The following is a 22663-nucleotide window of genomic DNA, read 5'->3' on the forward strand; positions in this document are numbered from 1 at the left end:
ACCCGTTCACCGCGCGCCCGCCGCGGCCTCCACTGGAGGTACGGCGGGCGCGCGTCGTTCGGCCACCTTCCGGCCGTAGGCGATGGCGGGTTGTTCGACCCAGCGGCGCAGCGCGCAAGCGAACAGCAACGCGACACCGGTGGTCGCCGCGGCCTTGGCGAGCCCGCTGGGCAGCAGCCAGCCCGTGACCCCGGCCGCGCCCGTCTGGGCGAGGTAAAGCGCGTAGGAACGATCGCCGATGAAGGTCAACGGCCTGCTCGAGAGCAGCTTCCGGACCGGACCTGGCGACACGACGGCCACGAGCAGCAGTGCCGAGCCCGCCGCGTAGGCCGGGACCACGAACTGCCAGTGCCCGCCGAGTGCCTTCGCCAGCGGGCCGACGGAGAACTGCAGGACGACGAACCCGCACCCGATCGCCGTGGCGACGGCCGGCCTGGTCAGGGGCCGGAACAGGGCGAACCCGCGCGGATGGTGGAGCGTCATCGCCAGCAGACAGCCGATGACCAGCGAGCAGTAGTGCACCGAAAGGCTCGCCCAGCTGTGTGACGGCGCCAGCGGCAGCGCGAACAGCACCACCCCGAGGACGACCGACGTGCCCAACAGCAGGCGCAGCGCCGTCTTGCCGCTCCGCGCGAACGACGTGAGCACCAGAAGCGCGGGCCAGACCAGGTAGAACTTCTCCTCCACCCCGAGCGACCACGACGTCGGATAGGGCGTGTTGTAGTCGACGAGTTCGTTGCCGAAGAGGAGGTAGTACGGCATGGCGTCGGCGAGCCTGCTGCTCTGATACGTGCCGGCGAGCACCACCGCGAGCGTGGTCAGCGCCAGGAGCAGGAAGTACACCGGCATGATCCGGAAGACCCGGCGAACGAAGAACCCGCGCAGCGAGATCCGGCCGTCACGGTCTTCCTCCCTCAGTGCCAGCGTCGTGATGAGGAAGCCGGACAGCACGAAGAACAGCTGCACGGCGATCCAGCCGTGCAAGCGGTCCAAGCCGGGACCGCCGTAGTGGAAGAACACGACGGCCACGGCGGCGAGCGCGCGCACCCCGGTGAGACCGGGGAACCACGACGAGGCCAGGTAGTCGGCGTGACCGAGCGGCCGCCACCAGAAGTGACGCGAGGGAGTGCACATGACCCGAAGGTTCGGGCGTGAACGCTGAACGGAAGCTTAAGGAAGCTGAAGACGTCTTCAGCTTCGCGCTTCCGCCAACGGCAGGCGGACGACGAGGCGGGCTCCGCCGTCGTGGTCGGCGACCTTCACGGTGCCGCCGTGCGCTCGGGCGATCTCGGCGACGATCGCCAACCCGAGTCCGGCGCCACCGTCGTCTCGGGCACGTCCGTCGTCCAACCGCACGAAACGGTCGAACACCCGCTCGCGGTCGTTGGCGGGAATGCCGGGCCCGTCGTCGGTGACCGTCAGCACCCCGAAGCCGTCCACTGTGGACACCGTCACCTCGACGCCGGTGCGGGTGTGGCGTTGCGCGTTGTCGACCAGGTTGCGCAGCAACCGTTCCAGCCTGCCGCGGTCGCCGAGGACCGTTGGATCCCCCGGCGTCCCCACCCGCACACCCTGTCGTCCCGACAGACACGATTCGACCACTTCGGACAGTCGCACCGGGGTGAACCGTTCCGGTGCCGCGTTGTCCAGCTTGCCGAGCAGCACGAGATCGCCGACGAGGTCCTGTAGCCGGGTGACGTCGAGGAGCGCGTTCCGGCAGGCCTCGCGCCAGTCCAGCCGGTCCGGATGCGCGAGCAACACTTCCAGCTGGGTCCGCAGGGACGCCAGCGGGGTGCGCAGTTCGTGCGACGCGTCCGAGGTGAACCGGCTCTGCCTGGTGACCGCGGTGTCCAGCCGGGAGAGCATCGTGTTCATCGTTTCCGCGAGCTTCGCGATCTCGTCCGCGCTGTTCGGGGCCGGAACCCGGCGGGAGAGATCGTGCGCGCCGATCTCCGCGACCTCCGAGCGGATCGCCTCGACCGGCCGCAACGACCGGCGTACCGCGAGCCACGCGATCACCCCGATCAGCAGCGCGATCACCGGAACTCCGGCCAGCAGCGTGACGCGTACCGCATCGAGCGCCGCCTGTCCGGACTCGTCGACGATGGCGGCGCCGAAGACCCGATACCTGCTGTCCCCGCTCACGGTAGCCGCCACGTGCAGCCGGACCCCGTTCTTCTCGGGATCCTCCCCGAGTACCCGCACGCAGCCGATGGATTCCTGCCTGGCGAGGTCGACGTCGCCAGCCGCGAGGTTGTGGACACTGTCGCCGTACTCGAACCCGCCGTCCGGTGCGATCGTCCCGGAACGCAGGCCGGGACAAGACGCGACCCGCTCACCGGACTGGGTGGTCACCTCGTAGACCGAGTCCCGCACGAGGAGCCGCAGGTCGGCCGGGGCGGCGCCGGTGTTCAGCACCTGGACGACCGCGGCCGCGCGTTCCCTCGCCACCTGCGCGGCGCCGTTGCCCAGCCGGTTCTGGGCATCGAGCACGAGCCACGCCGAAACGACCGCCAGAGCGATGATCGACGCCAGGAAGGCGGTCAGCGCGACCCGGAACCGGGTGGTCCGCAAGAACCTACGCACCGGAGCCCACCACGTGGTAGCCGGCGCCGCGCACCGTCCGGATCGTCTCCACCCCGAACGGCAGGTCTATCTTGCGCCGCAACGCGCTCACGTGGACCTCCACCAGGTTCGCGGTCGCAGACGCCGCGAAATCCCAGAGGTTCTCCAGCAGTTCCGCTTTGGTGACCACTTCCCCCTGCCGCTTCATCAAATAGGCCAACAGGGCGAACTCCTTTGTGGTCAACGGAATCTCGGCCGTGCCGCGACGGCAGACGTGACTGGCCTGGTCGAGTTCGAGATCGCCGAGCCGCAGCGTGCCCGGCCGGGTCGCTCCCCCGCGCCGGATCAGCGCCCGCAGCCGAGAGAGCAGGACGCCGTACGAGAACGGCTTCGGGAGGAAGTCGTCGGCGCCGGTGTCCAGCGCCTCGATCTCGTCGTCCTCGCCGTCCTTCGCGGTCAGCATGAGGATCGGGGTGTCGTCACCTCGTTCGCGGAGCCTCCGGCAGACGCGGTAGCCGTTGAGGCCGGGCAACATGATGTCGAGGATCATCGCGGCATAGGGATGCTCGGCGGCGTACCAGAGCGCGTCGCGGCCGTTGTGGGCGACGTCCACGGCGTAGCCTTCCGCGCTCAGCCCGGCGCGCAGCGATTCGGCAAGCCGCCGTTCGTCTTCCACGAGCAAGATCCTCATCCGGTCACGATCCCACGGCCCGGCGGCACTCGGTCACCGCGCCGGGCACAATTACCCTCGTGCGCGGATGAACCCGATGCCACCGTCCTGGCATGCCCACCCACCGCGGCCGCGGAGCGCTTCTCATGGCGCTCGCCGCCGTCCTCGTCGCCGGATGTTCCTCCGAGCCCGAGCCGCCTCCGACCTACCGGCTCAGTGGTGACGCGTGCGGGGCGGTGAATCCGGCGGAATTCGAAGCACTCACCCGCGCCAGCCCGTCCAAGAAGCCGAGCAACCTCGTCGAGAGGCTCGATGGCGGGAACTGCGCGATGGAGTTCGACGGTGCCGGTGGTTACGTCCTGCTGACGACGTTCATCGCCATCCACCCTTCGGGAGAGGCCGCCGCCAAGGTCATGTACGACGATTTCCGGAAGAAAGACGGTGAACGGGCGACGTCCGGTCGAGACCTCGAAGTCATCGACGTCCAAGGTTTAGGCACCGCGGCCTACCTGTACCGGCAGTACGACGACTCGAAGCCGTGGACGCCCGGCGAATTGTGGCTCTACAAGTACATCGTCCGGCACGGCTCGCTGTTCCTCACGGTCACCGGAACCGGCAACGCGCGAGAGGTCGCCGGCTGGCCCACCGTGGAGCAGGAACTGCAGGACAAGGTCAAAAAGAACGCCGAAGAGACCATGAAGGCGCTCAAGACCTGATCGCCGCTGCCCGGGTGAAGGGACGAGGCCGCCCACTTCTGGCCGCCGCTCACCACCGTCCGGCAGTCATTCGACGAAGCCGGGAACCGGGCTGTCGCCGCGTTGCTCGCCGAGATCTCCGACGGCGCCGGGGCGAGAGTCCGGGACAGGTGTTGTTGGGGCCCGCGGCCGCCGCGGTCCAGTGTCCCCTTCAGCTCTCGAGCACACCGGCCGATTTCTGCGCGGCGCCGGTGATGTTGCGGACCATGCCGCCGAAGACGACGCCGTGGAACGGCGCGATCCCCTTCCAGTACGCGTGCCCGGCGAACCCGTGCGGCTCGAACACCGCGCGTTGCCGGTAGATCGTCCCACCGTCCCCATCGGACTCGACGCCGAGTTCGAGCCAGGCGCGTCCCGGCAGCTTCATCTCCGCCCGCAGCCTCAGCAGGCGCGGCCGGTCGAGGTATTCGACGCGCCACCAGTCCAGTGCCTCGCCGAGGTGCAGCCGTCGCGGATCCCGCCTCCCACGCCGCAACCCGACCCCGCCGACGAGCCGGTCCGCCCAGCCGCGGACCGACCAGGCCAGCGGGAACGAGTACCACCCGTGTTCCCCGCCGATGGACTCGATGACGTCCCACAGCGCTTCCGGTGAGGCGTCCGTCCGCTGCTCGCGTTTGTCCTCGTAGACCGTGCCGCCCGCCCACTCCGGATCACTCGGCAGGGGGTCCGACGGCGCGGGCGACGCGTCCGACCAGCGGGTCGGCACGTCGGCGTTCCGGATCCGGGTCAGCGCCAGTTCGACGGCGTGTTCGTAGTGGGTCAGCCCCGCTTCCGGGTCGGGGATGTGCTCGGCGATCGCGTGGTCATGACAGACCACTTCATGCACCAGCGATTCGATCAACGGTACGGCGATCGACTTCGGCACGGGCGTGACCAGGTTGACCCACTGCCCGGAAAGCCACGGAGTCAGCACCGGAACGGGCACGACGGCACGCCGGGGCAGACCCGCGACGACGGCGTAGCGGCGCATCATCTGCAAATAGGTCAGGACGTCGGGGCCGCCGATGTCGAACGCGCCGTTCACTTCGGACGGCAGGTCGGCGGCGTGCACGAGGTAGTGCAGCACGTCGCGGATCGCGATCGGCTGGATACGGTTGTGCACCCACCGCGGGGTGATCATCGCGGGGAGGCGTTCGGTCAGGTAGCGCAGCATTTCGAAACTCGCCGAACCCGAGCCGATGATCACCGCGGCCTGCAGGACGACGGCGGGCACCCCGGAGTCCAGCAGAACCCTGCCCACTTCGGCGCGGGACGCCAGGTGCGGCGACAACTCCTCGTCGTCCGGCACGATGCCGCCCAGATACACCAGCCGCCGCACGCCCGCCGTCTTGGCTGCCTCGGCGACCGTCTTCGCCGCCTCCCGGTCGATCTCGACGAAGTTCTTGTTCGCCAAGGAATGCACGAGGTAGTAGACGACCTCACCGCCGGCCAGCGCCGTGTCGATCGAGGCCGGATCGGTGACGTCGCCTCGTTCGACCTCGACACGGTCACGCCACGGCTCTTCGGCGACCTTTTCCGGCGAGCGAGCCACCACGCGGACCTCGTGGCCCGCTTCGAGCAGATGCGGCACCAGCCGTCCGCCGACATATCCCGTCGCACCGAGCACCACGCATCGCATTCCACCGAGTCTTCCCCGAGGAGGCCGGTGGCGCACCCCGAGTGGCCCGTTCAGGGTGCGAGGCGGCCGCGGACCTCCACCGTCGCGGCGATGCTGCTCCGGAGGAACCGGGCGACCGTCCGGCGCTCGTCCTCCCCCAGATCCCGCCAAGCCGCGGAGAAGCGCTCACCCAAAGGGAGGAAGAACTCGGCACCGATCCGGCGTGCCTGGTCGTGCATCCGCAGCTCGACCTTGCGCCGGTCGGTCGCGCTGCGGTCCCGGTAGAGGTGGCCCGCCCGCTCGAGCCGGTCGAGCACCGCCGTCGTCGCGGAAGCGCTGAGGTGCAAGGCCTCCGCCAGCCTGCCCGGGCTCATCGGCGTGCCCAGCTTGGCCGCGTCCATGATCACCGCGAGCGCGTTGAGGTCGGTCCGGTGCAGGCCGTGCGCCTCCCCGAACATTTCGGCGAACCGGTCCGATTCGACGGTCAGCTGACGCAGCAGGAGGACGAGCAGGGCGTCCGTGACCTCCTCGGTGTTCTCAGCCACGTCCGAAACCTCCCCTCACGCTGCATCGTCCGGGTGACCACTCTACTATTTCGATGGTCGAACTATTCACTTGTCGAAGTAGTAAGGTCACGGGAGCCATCCGCTCATGATCTCCGAAGTCGAACACCCCGCCCGCACGCGGTCACGTCTGCGCTGGCTGCTCCCCGCGCTCGTGGCGGTGGCCTGGCTGATCTTCGGCGGATTCAGCGGCCCGTACGCGGGCAAGCTGAGCCAGGTCACCGAGAACGACAGCAGCAGCTTCCTGCCCGCCTCGGCCGAAGCGACCGAAGTCGGTGAACTCCAGGAACAGTTCTCCAGTGCCGCCGTCATCCCGGCGATCGTCGTCGCCGAACGACCGTCGGGCCTGACCGAGGGCGACAAGCGGTTCCTCGCCGACCGGACGTCGAACGCACGGCTCGTCCCGGCGCCGGAGAGCAACGCGGGTGCGCAGGTCGTCGTGCTCCTGGACGCCACGAGCGACCCCGGGGACGGCGTCGAGGCACTACGTGACGCGCTCGCCCGTGACACACCCGATGGCCTGAAGGTGCTCGTGACCGGTCCGGCCGCGCAGGTCGCCGATCTCAAGGAGGCGTTCGGCGGGATCGACGGACTGCTGCTCCTGGTCGCGGGCGCGGTGGTCGCGCTCATCCTGATCATCGTCTACCGAAGCCCGCTGCTCCCCCTGCTCGTCCTGTTGTCCGCGGTGTTCGCGCTGGGAACCGCCAGTCTCGCGGTGTACCTGCTCGCGGACCACGACGTGCTGGCGTTGAACGGGCAGAGTCAGGGCATCCTGTTCATCCTCGTCTTCGGCGCCGCCACCGACTACGCGCTCCTGATGATCTCGCGCTATCGCGAAGAACTCAGGACGACCGACGACGCCCGCTCCGCGCTCCGGATGGCCTGGCGCTCGACCATCGAGCCGATCGCAGCCTCCGCCGGGACCGTGATCCTCGGCGTCCTCTGTCTGTTGTTCAGCGACCTGAACTCCAACAAGGGACTCGGTCCCGTCGCCGCCATCGGCATCGGCGCGGCCTTCCTGACGACCATCACGTTCCTGCCCGCCGTCCTGGCCTTGTGCGGGCGCAACGCCTTTTGGCCGTTCCGGCCGGCGGCCGCCCCGCCGAAGGAAGAGACCGGCGGGCTCTGGGCACGCGTGTCCGGCCGGGTCGCCAGGGCCCCGCGCACCATCTGGATCGTCACCACCGTCGTCCTGCTGACGGGTGGCGCTTTCCTGCCGCAGCTCAAGGCGTCCGGCACCGCGCAATCCGACGTCTTCCTCACGCCGGTCGATTCCGTGGCGGGACAGGAAGTCCTTTCCCGCTACTTCCCCGGCGGCTCCGGCTCCCCCACGGTGATCATCTCCCCCGCCGGTAAGGCGGAGGCGGTCACCGCGTTGGCGCGGGTCCCCGGCGTCTCGGACGTCCGTCAAAGCGGCGAAGCGGGCGGACTCGCGAAGATCGACGCGGTCCTGACCGATCCGCCCGACTCCGACGCGGCCGTCGCGACGGTCCAACGGATCCGCGAAGCCGTGCACACCGTCGACGGCACCAAGGTCGGCGGGCCGACGGCGACCTTGCTCGACACCAGGGAGACCTCCGAGCACGACCGGTTGCTGATCATCCCGATCGTCCTGGTCGTCATCTTCTTCGTACTCGCCCTGCTGCTGCGGTCGCTGCTCGCGCCGCTGCTGCTGATCGGCACGGTGGTGCTGTCGTTCGCCGCGACGATGGGCGTCTCGGCGCTGGTGTTCAACCACGTCTTCGACTTCCCCGGCGCCGATCCGGTCGTCCCGCTGTTCGGCTTCGTATTCCTTGTCGCACTGGGGATCGACTACAACATCTTCCTGATGACCAGGGTCCGCGAAGAGGCGGGCAGGATCGGCACCCGGGACGGGACCCTGCGCGGTCTGCGTGTCACCGGCGGTGTGATCACGTCCGCGGGTATCGTCCTCGCCGCGACCTTCGCCGCGTTGGCCGTCCTGCCGATTCTTTTCCTGGCACAGCTGGCTTTCATCGTCGCGTTCGGCGTTCTGCTCGATACGCTTCTGGTGCGTTCGCTGCTGGTACCGGCCCTGTCGGTCGACGTCGGGCGGAGGATCTGGTGGCCTTCGAAGCTGGCGAAGACCGGCAGGGAATGAACGTGGCGATGGCGAGCGTGGCGACCTGGCCGAGCTCGCGAAGGAGTGGTCGGTCAAAGGTCGATCAGCTCGACGGTCACCTTCGCTATGTCTCCCTCCTCGATCCCTTCGGCCTTGCGGACCGCCTTCTTGACCGGCAGCACGTAAGCACCGCGTTTGGCGTCCGGGAAGATCGACGTCTTCCATCTGCTGCCGCCGATGCCGACCTGGACGCGGACCGCGCCGAACCCGCGGCGCGGGCCGTCGGTGAGCTCGCGGATCTCCTCGGAGATGTCCTCGGGGAGGCTCACGAAGGTCCAGGTCTCGTCGCGGCGGGCGTCCCAGACCCAGAGTTCGGCATCGAATACGACGATCATCGGTGGAGCGTCGCATACGGGACCGACAATTCCGGCGCGACCATGAGGTGGGTGTGAGTCGCGTGTCCTCGATCACGGTGTGACCACAGGTCGGCGACCTGCCGAGACCGCGGCCCTAGTCCTGCTAAGGATGCCGCAGCGAGCGGGTCGTCGTGGCGCCGAGTACACGCGACGCCATCCAAGCCAGTGCGTCGGCCGTACGCGCCGGAGTATCCGAAGGCTGCATGATGTGGCTCAGCACGGTCCGGACCACGACGTCGATCGCCACATCCAGCTGCGAAGCGTCCAGCGGCGGACCGTAGGCGCGAACACGACCGCGCAGCATGACCGTCGCCTCGCTCAGCAGGCTCTCGGCCCGGACCGTCAGCAGCGGGAGCAACTCGGTGTCGGCGCCGTGCGTGGCCGAGACGATGGCTCGCAGCAGGAGGTTGTCGTCGGCGAGTTCGAGGACACCGCGGACGGCGTCGTGGATCGCCTCGACGAGGTCGTCGGGGTGCCGTTCGAAGGCATCCCGGACGACCGAGAGGAACCGGCCGAGTTCGTGCGAGATCATCGCTTCGGCCAGCCGGGTCTTCGAGCCGAGTTCGTTGTAGACGGTCTGGCGGCTGACGCCGACGATCTCCGCGAGTTTGCTCATCGTCACCGAGGACCAGCCGGAGCGCACGGTCAACTCGATCGCCGACGAGACGATCGGTTGACGGTACGGGCCACCCGTGACCGGTGCCTCACTCATGATCGTCATTCTAAGCTGAGCCCTTCAGTCCTCAGCTTCTAAGCCGCTGTTCCCGCCCCGGTACAGCGCGGTGAACCCGCCGGAAGCCGAAACGGCGGTCACCACCTCGTCCGCGCGCGGCGTGCCGACGAATTGGATCCGGTGGTCGTACCAGTCCGACCAGAAGTAAGGGCGAGGACCGGGCCGGCGTCGACGGCGGCCGACAGGCCCTGCCGGTATTCCTCACCGGGCCGCTCGTCGAGCACGACGACCGTGCCGTCGTCGCCCACCTCGGAGAAGTCGGGCGCCATCGCCTCACACACGCCCAGCCCGTCGCATTTCGCGCGGTCCGCCTCGATCTTCGTCATGCTCCGACCCTTCCCGGCGCCACGAAATCGACCTTCTCCCGCACCCCGCAGTCCGGGCAGCACCACGAATCCGGGATCGTCGACCACGGCGTTCCGGCGGGGAAACCCTCACGCGGGTCGCCGAGTTTCTCGTCGTAGACGTAGCCGCAACCGGGGCACATCCCGCCCTCGGTCGCGTCGCCGTGCGTGTCGGTGACGACCCGGGACGGCGCGGTGGCGTGTGTTCCGTAGCGCGCCAGGATCTTGGCCCGCTTCGACGGCTGGATGTTGGCGCGGGAGATGTCGCCGTCGAAATGCGCGAGCACGCGCGGATCCATCACGCGACGCCACACCGGCGGGACCAGTGCCAGCACGATCATCCCGGCGTAACCCGTCGGCAGGACCGGCGATTCCGCGAAATCGCGCAGCGTCTGGTAGCGGCGGGTCGGGTGGGCGTGGTGGTCGCTGTGCCGCTGCAGGTGGTAGAGCAGGACGTTGGTGGCGATGTTGTTGGAATTCCAGCTGTGGCTGGGATCCACCCGTTCGTAGCGACGCCGGTTCGGCGGGCCGACCTTCTGCCGCCGCATTCCGTAGTGCTCCATGTAGTTCACGACCTCCAGCAGCGAGAAGCCGATCACGGCCTGGATGACCAGGTACGGCAGGATCCCCGGGCCCAGCCACCCGGTCATCACCGCCCACAGCACGGCCGACATCAGCCAGGCGTTGAGCACGTCGTTGCCGATCCGGAACGGATGCCGGTCGCGCCGGGCGTACCGTTTGCGCTCGAGGGCCCACGCGGATTTCAGCGAGCCGAACACCGTGCGCGGCCAGAACCGGTAGAAGCTCTCCCCCATCCGACTGCTGGCCGGATCCTCCGGGGTCGCCACGCGGACGTGGTGGCCGCGGTTGTGCTCGATGTAGAAGTGGCCGTAGAAGCTCTGCGCCAGCGCGATCTTCGACAGCCAGCGCTCGTGGCTTTCCTTCTTGTGCCCCAGTTCGTGCGCGGTGTTGATGCCGATGCCACCGATGCAGCCGATCGAGACCGCCAGACCGATCTTGTCCACCACGGACAGGTCACCGCGGGCGATCAGCCAGAACGCGACCACGAAACCCGCGTACTGGATCGGCAGGAACGCGAAGGTGATCCACCGGTAGTAGCGATCCCGCTCCAGCCGTTCGATCACGTCCTCGGGCGGATTGCCGCGGTCCAGCCCGGCCATCAGGTCGATCAGCGGCACGATCACCAGGATCACGATCGGCCCGATCCAGAACCACACACCCCAGCCGGTGGCCGCGTGCAGCCCGATCGCCAGGAACGCGAGCGAGGGGACGACCAGGCCGATCAGCCACAGGTATCGCTTGCGATCGGTCCATCGTTCGGTCGAGCCCGCCGGGATCGTGCCCTTCAGCTCGCTCATCGCACCCTCCTCCGTTGGCTGGGTTTACAAAACTGTAGGTGATGTACATCCGGTTTGACAAGTAGTCATCTTTTGTAAATCCAACGTTGCTTCGCCTGATGAGAACCTGGCGATATCTTGTATTCGTAAGGAAACTTACTTAACTTGTGACGACACGCCGCGACCCACTTCGTCCACCCCGAAGGAGCGCGAATGCCCCGTTCAACTCGTCGGATCCAACCAGCCGCCGTGGCCGCCGTCGCCGCGGCCTTGTTGACGCTGCCCGCCACGACCGCCACCGCGAGCACCGCGGCGAACACCCCCTGGCCTGGCACTTCCGCCGTCACGAACGCCGACGGCTCGAACGCCCTCGGCGGCAACATGAGCGGGCTGTCCTTCGGCGGACCCGACGTCCTCTGGGCGGTGAAGAACGGGCCCGGCACGCTGTACCGCCTCGTGCGCAACGGCGCGAAGTGGCAGCCGGACACCGCCAACGGCTGGTCGTCGGGCAAGGCGCTGCGTTACCGCAACGGCAAGGGCGATCCCGACGCCGAAGCCGTCGTGGCCACCCCGGACGGCGTGGTCGTGGCCGCCGAACGCGACGGCGACAACGGCAAGACGAGCGCGCTCAAGGTGCTCCGATATGACGTCTCCGGCTCGGCCAAGACCCTCGCCGCCAAGGTCGAATGGGAGCTGACCGCGGATCTGCCGAAGGTTTCGGCCAACGACGGTCTCGAAGCCGTCTCGTGGATCCCGGACGGCGCTCTCACCGCGAAGGGATTCGTGGACGAGCGCACGAAGGCGCCGTACGACCCGGGCAGCTACCCCGGTCACGGCACCGGCCTCTACCTCGTCGGCCTCGAGAGCAACGGGATGATCTACGCCTACGCGCTCGACCAGGCGGGCGGGAAGTACACCCGTGTCGCGAGCTTCGCGAGCGGGCTCGACTCGATCATGGAACTGGAGTACGAGGCTTCGACCGGCAAGCTCTGGGCGGTCTGCGACGACAACTGCGGCGGCGCCTCGACGACGCTCACCGTCGGCACGAAGGGCAAGTTCGCCGTCACCGCCACGTACGACCGTCCGGGCGGAATGCCGGATTACAACAACGAAGGCTTCGCCATCGCGGGCGCCTGCGCGTCGGGGAGCAAGCAGGCGGTCTGGGCCGACGACGGGAACGAAGGCGGCCACGCGCTCCGCGCCGGCACCTTGTCCTGCGGCTGAACCACCACTCCATTCCGTCGCGGATTCGCGCCGGAATGGAGTGCATCGATTCCGGCCTTTCTTCCGCCTCTCGGTGAACTACTTTGTCGGCATGAAATTCACCCCCCTCGCGATTCTTCCGGCATTGGTCGTTCCCCTGCTCCTGCCGCCCGCGGCGCTCGCGGGCGACGGCCGGGAATCCATCGGCACCGGGATGACCTCGGGCGCCAGCGGCGTCGCGTCGTCACCCGCTCGTTTTGCGGGACAACAAGAACACCGGCGAAACCTGGGCTGTCCAGGTCCGGCTCGAGCGGGCGGCAGGCTCCGGATCGCGACCAGGAAGGACCCGGAGGACAAGTGAGCAGCGAAGACCTGCGCGAACACCGCCACAAGATCATCGAAGAGCATATGGACACCGAGGTGGCCCACGAGTTCGAGCGCACGCTCGGCACCTTCAACGGCCATCCGCACTACGAGATCATGGCGACCGGGCAGATCTTCGACGGCGACGAAGAGGTCATGGCGTACTACCGCATGACCCGCACGGCCTTCCCGGACCTGCGGCACGACAACGCCCGCCGGCGTCGCCGCACAGCCTGTTTGGAGACCCTGCACGGACATCGCCGAGAGCTGGGAGCCGGCGGACGATCGGCGCACCGAATGCGCCATGGTGACCGCCCGGCCAGTCCGGTATCCACGAGCCACGATGGATCACCGACAGCGAGGCCGCCGTGATCGACGCCGACCACGACCTGATCGGATTCGATCCACGCGGCGTCGGCTACAGCGCCGACGACCACTACGGGTCGCTGTCCTCGCTTCCCTGCGCGAGCGAAGCCGTCGAATTCTTCTCGACCGGTAAGACGAGCGCCGGAGCACCGATCCCGCCGCCGTCCGGCCGCTGATCAGGCGCCGACGTGGGAAAGGCCGAACGCGGTGAGGAAGCCCGCGACCGTGATCAATCCGCTCCACAGCTGTGCGTCCTCGAAGGCCTCGGGGATCATCGTGTCGGCGATCATGGCGAGGATCGCGCCGCCGGCGATCGCGGTGATCACGGCAAGGGTGGCGCCGGAAGCCCCGCCGAGAACGCCGTAACCGAGCAGGGCGGCCACCCCGCTGATCACGGCGATACCACTCCACAAGAGGAGAACGTAGCGGGGACTCCGGCCCGCCCGCTTCATCCCCGCGGCGCTGGACAGTCCTTCCGGGACATTGCTGATGAACACGGCGGCCACGGTCACGACACTCACGCTTCCGCCGCCGAGGAGGCTGGTGCCGATCACCATCGATTCGGGGACGCCGTCGAGCAGGGCGCCGAGCGCGATGGCGGTCCCGGAGCCCGCTTGTTCGGATTCGGACGGTTGCTGGTCACCGGAGCGTTTGCGATGGCGGGCGCCTCGCCGGGCGAGAGCGACGTTGGCGAGGGTATAGACCAGCGCACCGCCGACAGCGCCGAGCGCGGTCGGCAGGAATCCGCCCTTTTCGTGCGCCTCGGCGATCAGCTCGAAGGAGACGGCGGAGATCAGCACGCCGCTGCCGAACGCCATCACGCCCGCCACGGCCTTGCCCGGGATCCGGACCAGGAAACCCGCCATCGCGCCGAGCAGCAACGCCGACCCGGCCAGTAGGCCCCAGCCGCCCGCCACCAGTAGTTCCGGCACCCGATCCTCCTCCTGTCATTCCGAAACCCCGGCGCTCAGTCTGTCCGACCCGGTGGCCGGACGCGCGTCAGGAATCTCACGGAGGGTTGCCCCGAAGAACGCGGGGTACTCGGCCGGTATGGAACAAAAAGGCGTGACACGCGACACCCGACGGCATCCGCCGCAGGTGGCCGCCCTGATCTTCGGCGTGGTCTTTCTCGTGGTCGGGGTACTCGGCTTCATCCCGGGCATCACCACCGGCTACGAAGGGCTGAAATTCGCCGGGCACCATTCCGAAGCCCGCTTGTTCGGCGTCTTCGCCGTGTCGATCCTCCACAACCTGGTGCATCTGCTGTTCGGCGTGGTGGGCGTGCTCGCCGCTCGCAAACGCGCCGCTTCCCGTGTCTTCCTGATGGTCGGCGGCGGGATCTACCTGCTCCTGTGGATCATCGGACTGGTGATCCCCCAGAGCAGCCCGGGGAACTTCCTGCCGTTCAACGTCGCCGACAACTGGCTGCATCTCGGCCTCGGCCTCGCCATGATCGCGCTGGGTGTCCTCACCACCGCGCTCGAACGCAAGGCGGGTGACTACCCGGAACCCGACATACAGCACCAATGAGAAGGTCCGGGCCCGCCCCGGACGACGGACTCAGTGAGACATGTCCCCAATGGCGCATCGGGGACACTGAGTCCAATCCGCTTCAAGCCCGCAAGCGAGCAGGGAGACGCCCCCTCACTCGTCCCGCGCCAGCAGTTCCCGGACCCGTTCCCGCAGTGCCTCCCGCGGGTACGCGTTCACCTGGGCCCCCGCCATCCGCACCGGGTCGCCGAAGAAGAAGTACTCATACAGCGACTCACGCCCGGCGAAGCTGGAGACCGACGCGTCGAACGCCAGCTTGAACAACCTCGCGCGGTCCTTGGCGGGCAGCGTGGCCGACTGGAGGTAGGTGTCGATGTCGGGACGGCCTTCCGCCTCGAAGTCCGCCTCCCCCGGCAGTGCCATGAGACCGGACGCGGAGAACTTGCGGATGATCTCGGTCAGCCGCGGTGAGACCTTGGTGGGGTACCAGTTCCGGGCGGCGTTGAGGACTTCCCATTTGGGCAGGAAAACGCCGTCCTCGCTCACCTTTCCGTCGGCTTCCGCCGCGCGCAGCACGGCCTTCTCGATCTCGACGTAGGAGATCAGCTCGGACAGGTCCTGCTGGATGTGCTGGAAGCCGTCGATGCCGATCGTGGCGGCGATCTCACTGGCGAGGCCGAGGTAGAACTCGGTCTTGGCCAGCGTGCGCGTGACGACCTGATGGGTCATGAGCGCACCGGCCCCGGTCTCGGAGTACCAGGCGTTGCACAGTTCCGGATGCCCCAGCAGGAACACCCGCTCGTTCGGGACGAAGACGTCGTCGAAGACCACGACCGCGTCCATCTCCTCGAACCGCGAGGCGAGCGGCTCGTCGAAGTGCGAGCGGCCGTGGTCGAGGCCTGCCCGGCAGAAGTACTTCAGCCCGGGCGCGTCGTTCGGCACGGCGAAGGCGTAGGAGTACGGGGCGTCCTCGGGAGTGCCACGAAGGACGGTCGAGGGGAACACCAGGAGTTCGTCCGCGATCGGCGCGATGGTGGCGAGCATTCGGGCGCCGCGGACGACGATGCCGTCCTCCCGTTCCTCGACCACCTTCGCCGACAGATTGCCGCCGCCCTGCTGGCTCCCCGACACCGAGCGGTTGACCTGCGGCGGGATCAGGGTGTGCGTCGCGAGGAGATCGTTCTCGCGCGCCATTTCGTAGTACTTCTCGATACGCTCGCCGAAGACGGGATCGGCCTGGGAGAAGAACTTCTTCGCAGTCGACAGCGCGGTGAGCGACGAGTTCATGTAGTCACCGGTGCGGCCGAGGAATCCGTTGGAGTACTGCGCCCACACGGAAAAGGCCGCACGGCGCCGCTTGAGGTCCTCCTCGGTGCGTGGCACCAGGAACGACGTTCCGACGCGCTCCCCCGTGGTCGGCGATTCGTAGGTCAGGACGTCGTGGTGCGCCGGGTCGTGCTGGAGGTCGAACAGCTTCGAATAGGTCAGCGCGTTGTTGCGGAACGCCGGATGCTCGGCGACCTTCGAGGTCACCTTCTCGCCGTCGATGTACAACTCCGGCGTCATCCCGTTGAGCTTGTCGAGGTACTGCTGTCCGGTACGGGCTCCCATGTCGTGCTCCTTCTTGGCGTGGACGTCGTTGTCAGAACAGGGATTCGTGGCCTCGCACGGACTCGTGGATGGTCGAAAACCGCCCGTCGACGAAGCCGAGCGCGTCGCCGGAGCGGTAGTCGAACTCCCGGACCTCGCCGAGGAACAGGGTGTGGTCGCCACCGTCGTAGGCTGCCCACGGCGTGCAGTCGAACCAGCTGAGGACGCCGCCGAGCCGCGGCGCGTGCCCGCCTTCGACCCACGTCGGCGCGCCTTCCGGAGACGGACGGCCGGCGAAGTTCATCGCGAGCGCCTCCTGTTCCGCGCCGAGGACGTTGACCGCGAACGGGCGACCCGCGAGCAGGTCGTGGCTTTTCACGGTGCGCTGGATCGAGACGAGCACGAGCGGTGGATCCATCGAGACCGCGGTGAAGGAGTTCACCGTCAGGCCGTGCCGCTTCACCGTGCCGTCGGCCGTGGTGGCATCGAAGGTCACCACCGCGACACCCGTCGCGAAGCGGCCGAGGCAGCCTCGGAAGAACTGCGCGGGAGGCCGATAGAGGCTCGAACCCGGGGAGAACCTGGTCTCGCGTGCCATCATCGTGAGTTCCTGTTCTATAATCGAACAGACAGTTCAACTATCGAAATGGATCGTATACGATGGTTTCGGACTCCCGCAAGACCGCGAGCACGTCCCAGACACTCAGCCGAGGCATCCGCGTACTCGAAGTCCTTGCCGACGCCCAAGAACCGCTGAGCGTCGACCAGATCGCCGAACGGCTGGGCGTCCATCGGTCCATCGCGTACCGGCTGATCCGCACGCTCGAAGACCACGGGCTTCTCACACGGGAGCCCTCAGGGAAGTTCGAACTCGGCACGCGTCTGGCCGCGCTCGCGGCGGGGATCAAGCACGATCTGCAGGCCGCCGCGCTGCCCGAACTGACCGCGGTCGCGAACGAACTCGGCATGACATGTTTCGTGGCGGTGATGGACCGCGAGGAATGCGTGACCCTGGTCAGCGTGGAACCCCGGCACGCCGTCGCGTCCGTCGCGCAGCGCCCGGGGTCCAGGCATCCGTTCACCGCGGGCGCCCCCGGCCGCGCGATCCTTTCCCAGCTGCCCTCGAAAGACTGGCCTGAGGAAGTACGGGAAGTGGCCGCCCGCGGCTACGCGGACAGCCATGGCGAAGTGATCGAGAACCTCAGCTCGGTGGCGGTGCCGCTCCCCCTGCGCGGCCACGACCCGGCGGCACTCGCCGTCGTCTATCTGTCGAGCACACGGGCCCCCGCCGAGCTCGCGGAGCGGCTCAAAGCGGCGGCGAAGGCCGTCCGTGACGCTCTCGGCGGATGAGCGTCACGGACGGCTGATCACTTTCCGAACCGAAGCGGGCTCACGGCCTGCTCGGCTTCGTGGTCCGGTCCGAGCGGGATCCCCGACCGATCCCGCAGCAGCAAGGTGGCGATGAAGCCGATGACGGTCATCCCGGCCAGGTAGACGGCCACGGACATCGACGTGCCGGTCGCGCTGACCAGGGCGGTCGCGATCGTCGGCGCGAAAGCACCACCGAGGATCGCACCGAGCGCGTAGGAGATCGAAACACCGGAGAACCGGATCGAGGCGGGGAACAGCTCCGCGTAGAACGCCGCCTGCTGGCCGTAGGTGAACCCGAGCCCGACGCTGAGAATGATCAAACCGAGCGCCAGCAACACGATGTTCCCGGTGTCCACCAAGGGAAAGAGCACCGCGACGCCGGCGAGCTGCGCGATCCAGCCCAGCACGTAGGTGCGCCGCCTGCCGATCCGGTCGGACACCGCGCCCGCCGCCCACGTCGAGAGCAGCCAGGTCGCCGCCGACGCGGTCACCGCCCACAGCACCGGTCCGCGGTCGAGACCGATCGGGCCCTTCGGATTGGTCGCGTAGTTCTGGATGTAGCCGCCGGTGGTCATGTAGCCGACGGCGTTGTTGCCCGCGAACACCAGCGCGGCCACCAGGACGAGCACGGCGTGCTTGCGGAACAGCTGGATGATCGGGGTCCGGGTCTGCTCGCGGCGTTCGGCGATCTCGCGGAAGACCGGGCTCTCCTCGACGCGGCGCCGCACGTAGTGGCCGACCAGGATCAGCCCGACGCTGAGCAGGAACGGGATCCGCCAGCCCCAGTCGAGGAACGCCTGTCCGGGAACGAGCAGACTGGTGAGCGCCAGGACGCCGGAGGCCAGCAACAGCCCGAGCGGGACGCCGATCTGCGGTGAGGCACCGAAAAGTCCCCTCCGCCGGGACGGCGCGTGCTCGACGGCCATCAGGACGGCGCCGCCCCATTCCCCGCCCGCCGAAACACCCTGCAGGATCCGCAGCAGGATCAGCAGCACCGGCGCGGCGACCCCGATCTGGTCGAACGTCGGGAGCACGCCGATCAGCGTGGTCGCGACACCCATCAGGATCAGGGTGAGCACCAGGACCACGCGACGGCCGTACTTGTCGCCGAAGTGCCCGGCGAGGAAGGCCCCGAGCGGGCGGAACAGGAAGCTCACGCCCACCGTGGCGAAGGCGACGAGCGTGCTGTCGGCACCGAGGCCGGAGAAGAACAGCTTGCCGAAGACGAGACCGGCGGCGGACGCGTAGACGAAGAAGTCGTACCACTCGACCGTGGTGCCGACGACGGTCGCGAACGCGACCCGGCGCCGATCGGAGGACGGTGGAGTGGTCCGGCCGGGCGTGCGTTCATCCTGCGCTGGATTCGACACTTTGACTCCTTTGACATAGGCCTGACGCGAGTGGCGGCCCGCTGGGATCCCCTGGGCGAGGCGAAGGCCACTCGGTGACCACCTTGCCACTGTGGCACGGAATCATATACGTTATTAGATACGAAGCAAGGGTCGAGGGATACAGGGAACCATGGGCACTTACGAGGCATCAGCGCCTTCCGGCCGCGCGTCCGGTCCGCCAGCCGTCCGGCCGGGCAAGATCATCGCCGTCCATCTCAGCTACGCGTCACGCGCCGCACAACGCGGGCGGCGTCCGGCGAATCCGTCGTACTTCTTCAAACCGTCGAGCTCGATCGGCACGTCCGGCGGCACGGTCGAACGCCCCGCGGGGACCGAACTGCTGGCCTTCGAAGGCGAGATCGCGCTCGTCATCGGCACCACGGCGCGGTGGGTCAAACCCGACAAGGCGTGGGACCACGTCGCCGCGGTCACCGCCGCGAACGACTTCGGTCTCTACGATCTGCGCGCGGCGGACAAAGGCTCCAACGTCCGGTCCAAGGGCGGTGACGGCTACACCCCGCTCGGCCCCGGCCTCATCGACGCGCGCGACATCGACCCTTCGTCGCTGCGCATCCGAACCTGGGTGAACGGCGACCTGGTACAGGAGGACACCACGGCCGGACTGCTGTTCCCCTTGCGGCAGTTCGTTTCCGACCTCTCCCAGCACTTCACGCTCGAGCCGGGCGACGTCATCCTCACCGGCACCCCCGCCGGTTCGACGGTGGTCTCCCCCGGCGACGTCGTCGTGGTCGAAGTGGACGTTCCCGGCACCTCCGCCAGCAGCGGACGGCTGCACACCACCGTCACCCAGGGGATCCGGTCCTTTTCGGACATCGGCAGCCTGCCCGAGGTCGACGACAAGCAACGCGCCGAGGCCTGGGGCACGCCGTCGGAGGAGCCTGTCGAGAAGGACACTCCCGCGCTCAGCGAGGAACTCCGGGCCAAACTGCTGCGCGCCCCGGTCGCGGGCTTGTCCGCCCAGCTGCGCAAGCGGGGCCTGAACAACGTCGCGATCGACGGCGTACGCCCCAACCTCCCGGGCTCGAAGGTCGTCGGCACGGCGAGGACCTTGCGCTTCGTCCCGAACCGCGAAGACCTGTTCAAGTCTCACGGCGGCGGTTACAACGCGCAGAAACGCCTGTTCGACTCGGTCGGCACCGGCGAGGTGATCGTCATCGAAGCCCGCGGCGACAAGGGGTCCGGAACGCTCGGGGACATCCTGGCGTTGCGGGCGCGCTATCTCGGAGCGGCCGGGGTGATCACCGACGGCGGGGTCCGCGACTTCGAAGCCGTCGCCGCGACCGGGCTCCCGGTGTTCTCGCAGGGCCCGCACCCGGCGGTCCTCGGCCGCAAGCACGTGCCGTGGGACACCGACGTCGCGGTCGCCTGCGGCGATGCCACCGTGCTGCCCGGCGACATCATCGTCGGCGACGACGACGGCGTGGTCGTCATCCCGCCGGCGCTGGCCGAAGAGATCGTCGACGCGACGCTCGTCCAGGAGGACGAGGACGCTTGGATCGCCGAGCAGGTCGGCCAGGGCCGTCCGATCGAGGGGCTCTTCCCGCTGAACCCGTTGTGGCGGGAAAGGTATGCGGCATGGCAGAAGAAGCAGTGAAGACGACCAGCAAATCCGAACTCGCCTACGGGTGGCTGCGTGAGCGGATCGCCCGGCACGAGTACGGACCCGGCTACCGGCTCGTCCTCGCCGAGATCGCCGGCGCGCTCGACATGAGCGTCGTCCCGGTGCGCGAGGCGATCCGGCGGCTGGAGGCCGAACGGCTGGTGACCTTCGAGCGCAACGTCGGCGCGCGCGTGGCGATGGTGGACCAGAACGAGTACGTCCACGCGATGCAGACCCTCGGCGTGGTCGAAGGTGTCGCCACCGCGCTGTCCGCCCCGCAACTCTCCGAAGAGAACATCGCGCGGGCCCGCCGGGTGAACGAGCGCATGATCGCGCTGCTGGACCACTTCAACGCGCACGAGTTCACCGCGTTGAACCAGCGGTTCCACTCGCTGCTGTTCGAATGCTGTCCCAACCCGCAGATCCTCGACCTCGTGCACCAGGGCTGGACTCGGCTGTCCGGACTGCGCGACTCGACCTTCGCGTTCGTCCCCGACCGCGCGCATCGGTCGGTCGAAGAGCACGAACAGATCCTCCGGCTGATCTCCGAGAAGGCCGACCCGCTCGACATCGAATTCGCCGCACGCAATCACCGCTGGGCCACCATGCAGGCCTTTTTGGACGCGCGAGAACGCGCGAAACGCTGACTGAGGAGGAATCTTGACCAGCACGACTCCCCGGCCGATCCCGGACGGCGTCCCGGAGCGGATCCGGCACTACATCGGCGGTGAACTCACCGACTCGGCCGACGGTGCCGTTTTCGACGTACTCGACCCGGTGACCAACGAGGTCTACGTCCAGGCCGCCGCCGGCAAAAAGGCCGACATCGACCGCGCCGTCGTCGCCGCGCGGAAGGCGTTCACCGAGGGCCCCTGGCCGAAGCTACTGCCGCGCGAGCGTTCGCGCGTGCTGAACCGCGTCGCGGATCTCGTCGAGTCACGGGACAAGCGGCTCGCGGCGCTGGAGAGTTTCGACTCGGGGCTGCCGATCTCGCAGGCACTGGGCCAGGCCCGCCGGGCCGCGGAGAACTTCCGGTTCTTCGCGGATCTGATCGTCGCGCAGGCCGACGACACCTACAAGGTGCCGGGCCGCCAGATCAACTACGTCAACCGCAAGCCGATCGGTGTCGCCGGGCTGATCACGCCCTGGAACACGCCGTTCATGCTGGAGTCGTGGAAACTCGCCCCCGCGCTGGCGACCGGCAACACCGTCGTGCTCAAGCCCGCGGAGTTCACCCCACTTTCCGCGTCGCTGTGGGCGGAGATCTTCGAGGAGGCCGGGCTGCCTCAGGGCGTCTTCAACCTCGTCAACGGCTTCGGCGAGGACGCGGGCGACGCGCTGGTGAAGCACCCGGACGTCCCGCTCATCTCCTTCACGGGCGAGAGCCGCACCGGCAGCCTGATCTTCGCGAACGCGGCGCCGTTCCTCAAAGGACTGTCGATGGAGCTGGGCGGCAAGTCACCCGCCATCGTCTTCGCCGACGCCGATCTGGAGACCGCGATCGACGCGACGATCTTCGGCGTGTTCTCCCTCAACGGCGAACGCTGCACGGCGGGCAGCCGGATCCTGGTCGAGCGCGCGATCTACGACGAGTTCGTCGAACGGTACGCCGCGCAGGCCGAACGTGTCGTGGTGGGGGACCCGGGCGAGTCCGGGACCGAGGTCGGCGCCCTGGTGCACCCCGAGCACTACGAAAAGGTCATGAAGTACATCGAGATCGGGAAGACCGAGGCCAGGCTGGTGGCCGGTGGCGGCCGCCCCGACGGCTTCCCGACCGGGAACTACGTGGCACCCACGGTGTTCGCCGACGTCAAACCGGACGCCCGGATCTTCCAGGAGGAGATCTTCGGCCCCGTCGTCGCGATCACGCCGTTCGACACCGAGGAAGAGGCGCTCGAGCTCGCGAACAACACGAAGTACGGGCTCGCGGCCTACGTTTGGACCAACGACCTCAAGCGGGCGCACAACTTCGCGCAGTCCGTCGAAGCGGGCATGGTGTGGCTCAACTCGAACAACGTCCGTGATCTGCGCACCCCCTTCGGCGGGGTCAAGGCGTCCGGGCTGGGACACGAGGGCGGCTACCGCTCGATCGACTTCTACACCGACCAGCAGGCGGTGCACATCAATCTCGGCGAGGTGCACAACCCCGCCTTCGGCAAGGGCTGACCCCGTTCCCCGTCCACAAA

At 68.1% G+C, this 22663-nt stretch carries 23 protein-coding genes and 1 pseudogene; 11 read left to right on the forward strand and 13 right to left on the reverse strand.

Annotated features, from left to right (window positions below):
* Positions 1-6 precede the first annotated feature (6 nt).
* The 3 genes from ACZ6DT_RS11770 to ACZ6DT_RS11780 are packed head-to-tail and all read right to left on the reverse strand — an operon-like array spanning position 7 to position 3256.
* Positions 7-1134, reverse strand: coding sequence for an acyltransferase family protein (locus tag ACZ6DT_RS11770; RefSeq protein WP_465592443.1), 1128 nt, complete (start codon positions 1132-1134; stop codon positions 7-9).
* Between the two features lie 57 nt (positions 1135-1191).
* Complete coding sequence (locus ACZ6DT_RS11775) at positions 1192-2586, reverse strand: sensor histidine kinase (RefSeq protein ID WP_465592446.1); 1395 nt, start codon at positions 2584-2586, stop codon at positions 1192-1194.
* On the reverse strand, positions 2579-3256 hold the full coding sequence (locus tag ACZ6DT_RS11780; RefSeq protein ID WP_465592449.1) for a response regulator transcription factor: 678 nt from the start codon (positions 3254-3256) through the stop codon (positions 2579-2581). The genes ACZ6DT_RS11775 and ACZ6DT_RS11780 overlap by 8 nt, the downstream gene beginning before the upstream one ends.
* Before the next feature lie 92 nt (positions 3257-3348).
* On the opposite strand from ACZ6DT_RS11780, the gene ACZ6DT_RS11785 reads away from it, so the two are divergent.
* Positions 3349-3951, forward strand: coding sequence for a hypothetical protein (locus tag ACZ6DT_RS11785; protein WP_465592452.1), 603 nt, complete (start codon positions 3349-3351; stop codon positions 3949-3951).
* Between the two features lie 190 nt (positions 3952-4141).
* Here the strand turns inward: ACZ6DT_RS11785 and ACZ6DT_RS11790 are convergent, their stop codons facing one another.
* Positions 4142-5608, reverse strand: a complete 1467-nt coding sequence (locus ACZ6DT_RS11790; RefSeq protein ID WP_465592455.1) for an SDR family oxidoreductase — start codon at positions 5606-5608, stop codon at positions 4142-4144.
* 50 nt (positions 5609-5658) lie between these two features.
* The gene (locus ACZ6DT_RS11795; protein WP_465592458.1) at positions 5659-6132 is read right to left on the reverse strand and encodes a MarR family winged helix-turn-helix transcriptional regulator; all 474 of its coding nucleotides are present in this window, start codon (positions 6130-6132) and stop codon (positions 5659-5661) included.
* Between the two features lie 106 nt (positions 6133-6238).
* On the opposite strand from ACZ6DT_RS11795, the gene ACZ6DT_RS11800 reads away from it, so the two are divergent.
* Positions 6239-8269, forward strand: a complete 2031-nt coding sequence (locus ACZ6DT_RS11800) for an MMPL family transporter (RefSeq protein WP_465592461.1) — start codon at positions 6239-6241, stop codon at positions 8267-8269.
* A gap of 53 nt (positions 8270-8322) precedes the next feature.
* Here the strand turns inward: ACZ6DT_RS11800 and ACZ6DT_RS11805 are convergent, their stop codons facing one another.
* The 4 genes and pseudogenes from ACZ6DT_RS11805 to ACZ6DT_RS11820 all read right to left on the reverse strand — a co-directional run bounded on the left by ACZ6DT_RS11805 (position 8323) and on the right by ACZ6DT_RS11820 (position 11102).
* Complete coding sequence (locus ACZ6DT_RS11805; protein ID WP_465592464.1) at positions 8323-8625, reverse strand: DUF1905 domain-containing protein; 303 nt, start codon at positions 8623-8625, stop codon at positions 8323-8325.
* Positions 8626-8749: 124 nt separating this feature from the next.
* Positions 8750-9367 carry a TetR/AcrR family transcriptional regulator gene (locus ACZ6DT_RS11810; RefSeq protein ID WP_465592467.1) on the reverse strand — a complete coding sequence of 206 codons (618 nt, stop codon included), beginning with the start codon at positions 9365-9367 and terminating at the stop codon, positions 8750-8752.
* A 39-nt stretch (positions 9368-9406) separates the two neighbouring features.
* Positions 9407-9535: pseudogene (locus tag ACZ6DT_RS11815) on the reverse strand (oxidoreductase C-terminal domain-containing protein); the annotation flags it as partial.
* Positions 9536-9701: 166 nt separating this feature from the next.
* Complete coding sequence (locus ACZ6DT_RS11820) at positions 9702-11102, reverse strand: fatty acid desaturase (RefSeq protein WP_465592470.1); 1401 nt, start codon at positions 11100-11102, stop codon at positions 9702-9704.
* A gap of 192 nt (positions 11103-11294) precedes the next feature.
* Here ACZ6DT_RS11820 and ACZ6DT_RS11825 point away from each other — a divergent pair, with 192 nt between their 5' ends.
* The 4 genes from ACZ6DT_RS11825 (at position 11295) to ACZ6DT_RS11840 (ending at position 13189) form a co-directional block, all read left to right on the forward strand.
* Complete coding sequence (locus tag ACZ6DT_RS11825) at positions 11295-12305, forward strand: SdiA-regulated/phytase-like domain-containing protein (protein ID WP_465592473.1); 1011 nt, start codon at positions 11295-11297, stop codon at positions 12303-12305.
* A 91-nt stretch (positions 12306-12396) separates the two neighbouring features.
* Positions 12397-12645 (forward strand): hypothetical protein, encoded by a 249-nt coding sequence (locus ACZ6DT_RS11830; protein WP_465592476.1) that lies wholly within the window; start codon positions 12397-12399, stop codon positions 12643-12645.
* Positions 12642-13019, forward strand: a complete 378-nt coding sequence (locus tag ACZ6DT_RS11835) for a hypothetical protein (RefSeq protein WP_465592479.1) — start codon at positions 12642-12644, stop codon at positions 13017-13019. The genes ACZ6DT_RS11830 and ACZ6DT_RS11835 overlap by 4 nt, the downstream gene beginning before the upstream one ends.
* Positions 13016-13189, forward strand: coding sequence for a hypothetical protein (locus ACZ6DT_RS11840; RefSeq protein WP_465592482.1), 174 nt, complete (start codon positions 13016-13018; stop codon positions 13187-13189). Before ACZ6DT_RS11835 ends, ACZ6DT_RS11840 begins: the two co-directional genes overlap by 4 nt.
* Here ACZ6DT_RS11840 and ACZ6DT_RS11845 read toward each other — a convergent pair whose 3' ends face one another.
* Complete coding sequence (locus tag ACZ6DT_RS11845; RefSeq protein WP_465592485.1) at positions 13190-13945, reverse strand: ZIP family metal transporter; 756 nt, start codon at positions 13943-13945, stop codon at positions 13190-13192.
* Between the two features lie 118 nt (positions 13946-14063).
* Here ACZ6DT_RS11845 and ACZ6DT_RS11850 point away from each other — a divergent pair, with 118 nt between their 5' ends.
* On the forward strand, positions 14064-14543 hold the full coding sequence (locus ACZ6DT_RS11850; RefSeq protein ID WP_465592488.1) for a DUF4383 domain-containing protein: 480 nt from the start codon (positions 14064-14066) through the stop codon (positions 14541-14543).
* Between the two features lie 114 nt (positions 14544-14657).
* Here the strand turns inward: ACZ6DT_RS11850 and hpaB are convergent, their stop codons facing one another.
* Positions 14658-16115, reverse strand: coding sequence for a 4-hydroxyphenylacetate 3-monooxygenase, oxygenase component (gene hpaB / locus ACZ6DT_RS11855; protein WP_465592491.1), 1458 nt, complete (start codon positions 16113-16115; stop codon positions 14658-14660).
* A gap of 31 nt (positions 16116-16146) precedes the next feature.
* Positions 16147-16695: a flavin reductase family protein gene (locus ACZ6DT_RS11860; protein WP_465592493.1), complete on the reverse strand. Its 549-nt coding sequence runs from the start codon at positions 16693-16695 to the stop codon at positions 16147-16149.
* A gap of 59 nt (positions 16696-16754) precedes the next feature.
* Here ACZ6DT_RS11860 and ACZ6DT_RS11865 point away from each other — a divergent pair, with 59 nt between their 5' ends.
* The gene (locus ACZ6DT_RS11865; RefSeq protein WP_465592496.1) at positions 16755-17444 is read left to right on the forward strand and encodes an IclR family transcriptional regulator; all 690 of its coding nucleotides are present in this window, start codon (positions 16755-16757) and stop codon (positions 17442-17444) included.
* 17 nt (positions 17445-17461) lie between these two features.
* On the opposite strand, the gene ACZ6DT_RS11870 is transcribed toward ACZ6DT_RS11865, so the two are convergent.
* Positions 17462-18835 carry an MFS transporter gene (locus tag ACZ6DT_RS11870; RefSeq protein WP_465592499.1) on the reverse strand — a complete coding sequence of 458 codons (1374 nt, stop codon included), beginning with the start codon at positions 18833-18835 and terminating at the stop codon, positions 17462-17464.
* Between the two features lie 151 nt (positions 18836-18986).
* Between ACZ6DT_RS11870 and ACZ6DT_RS11875 the strand changes: the two genes are divergently transcribed.
* The 3 genes from ACZ6DT_RS11875 to hpaE are packed head-to-tail and all read left to right on the forward strand — an operon-like array spanning position 18987 to position 22643.
* Positions 18987-20471, forward strand: a complete 1485-nt coding sequence (locus tag ACZ6DT_RS11875) for a fumarylacetoacetate hydrolase family protein (protein ID WP_465592502.1) — start codon at positions 18987-18989, stop codon at positions 20469-20471.
* A complete protein-coding gene (locus ACZ6DT_RS11880; protein WP_465592505.1) occupies positions 20453-21124 on the forward strand; it encodes a GntR family transcriptional regulator in 672 nt (223 codons plus the stop codon). The genes ACZ6DT_RS11875 and ACZ6DT_RS11880 overlap by 19 nt, the downstream gene beginning before the upstream one ends.
* A gap of 13 nt (positions 21125-21137) precedes the next feature.
* Complete coding sequence (gene hpaE / locus ACZ6DT_RS11885) at positions 21138-22643, forward strand: 5-carboxymethyl-2-hydroxymuconate semialdehyde dehydrogenase (protein WP_465592508.1); 1506 nt, start codon at positions 21138-21140, stop codon at positions 22641-22643.
* Positions 22644-22663 lie beyond the last annotated feature (20 nt).

The organism is Amycolatopsis sp. NPDC041971 (genome assembly GCF_055588925.1).

Coding starts and splice junctions, on each gene's coding strand:
- ACZ6DT_RS11875 (WP_465592502.1), top strand. CDS start 18,987: ATGGGCACTTACGAGGCATCAGCGCCTTCCGGCCGCGCGTCCGGTCCG.
- ACZ6DT_RS11850 (WP_465592488.1), top strand. CDS start 14,064: ATGGAACAAAAAGGCGTGACACGCGACACCCGACGGCATCCGCCGCAG.
- ACZ6DT_RS11830 (WP_465592476.1), top strand. CDS start 12,397: ATGAAATTCACCCCCCTCGCGATTCTTCCGGCATTGGTCGTTCCCCTG.
- ACZ6DT_RS11825 (WP_465592473.1), top strand. CDS start 11,295: ATGCCCCGTTCAACTCGTCGGATCCAACCAGCCGCCGTGGCCGCCGTC.
- ACZ6DT_RS11790 (WP_465592455.1), bottom strand. CDS start 5,608: ATGCGATGCGTGGTGCTCGGTGCGACGGGATATGTCGGCGGACGGCTG.
- ACZ6DT_RS11865 (WP_465592496.1), top strand. CDS start 16,755: ATGGTTTCGGACTCCCGCAAGACCGCGAGCACGTCCCAGACACTCAGC.
- ACZ6DT_RS11770 (WP_465592443.1), bottom strand. CDS start 1,134: ATGTGCACTCCCTCGCGTCACTTCTGGTGGCGGCCGCTCGGTCACGCC.
- ACZ6DT_RS11800 (WP_465592461.1), top strand. CDS start 6,239: ATGATCTCCGAAGTCGAACACCCCGCCCGCACGCGGTCACGTCTGCGC.
- hpaB (WP_465592491.1), bottom strand. CDS start 16,115: ATGGGAGCCCGTACCGGACAGCAGTACCTCGACAAGCTCAACGGGATG.
- ACZ6DT_RS11880 (WP_465592505.1), top strand. CDS start 20,453: ATGGCAGAAGAAGCAGTGAAGACGACCAGCAAATCCGAACTCGCCTAC.
- ACZ6DT_RS11805 (WP_465592464.1), bottom strand. CDS start 8,625: ATGATCGTCGTATTCGATGCCGAACTCTGGGTCTGGGACGCCCGCCGC.
- ACZ6DT_RS11810 (WP_465592467.1), bottom strand. CDS start 9,367: ATGACGATCATGAGTGAGGCACCGGTCACGGGTGGCCCGTACCGTCAA.
- ACZ6DT_RS11785 (WP_465592452.1), top strand. CDS start 3,349: ATGCCCACCCACCGCGGCCGCGGAGCGCTTCTCATGGCGCTCGCCGCC.
- ACZ6DT_RS11820 (WP_465592470.1), bottom strand. CDS start 11,102: ATGAGCGAGCTGAAGGGCACGATCCCGGCGGGCTCGACCGAACGATGG.
- ACZ6DT_RS11860 (WP_465592493.1), bottom strand. CDS start 16,695: ATGATGGCACGCGAGACCAGGTTCTCCCCGGGTTCGAGCCTCTATCGG.
- ACZ6DT_RS11780 (WP_465592449.1), bottom strand. CDS start 3,256: ATGAGGATCTTGCTCGTGGAAGACGAACGGCGGCTTGCCGAATCGCTG.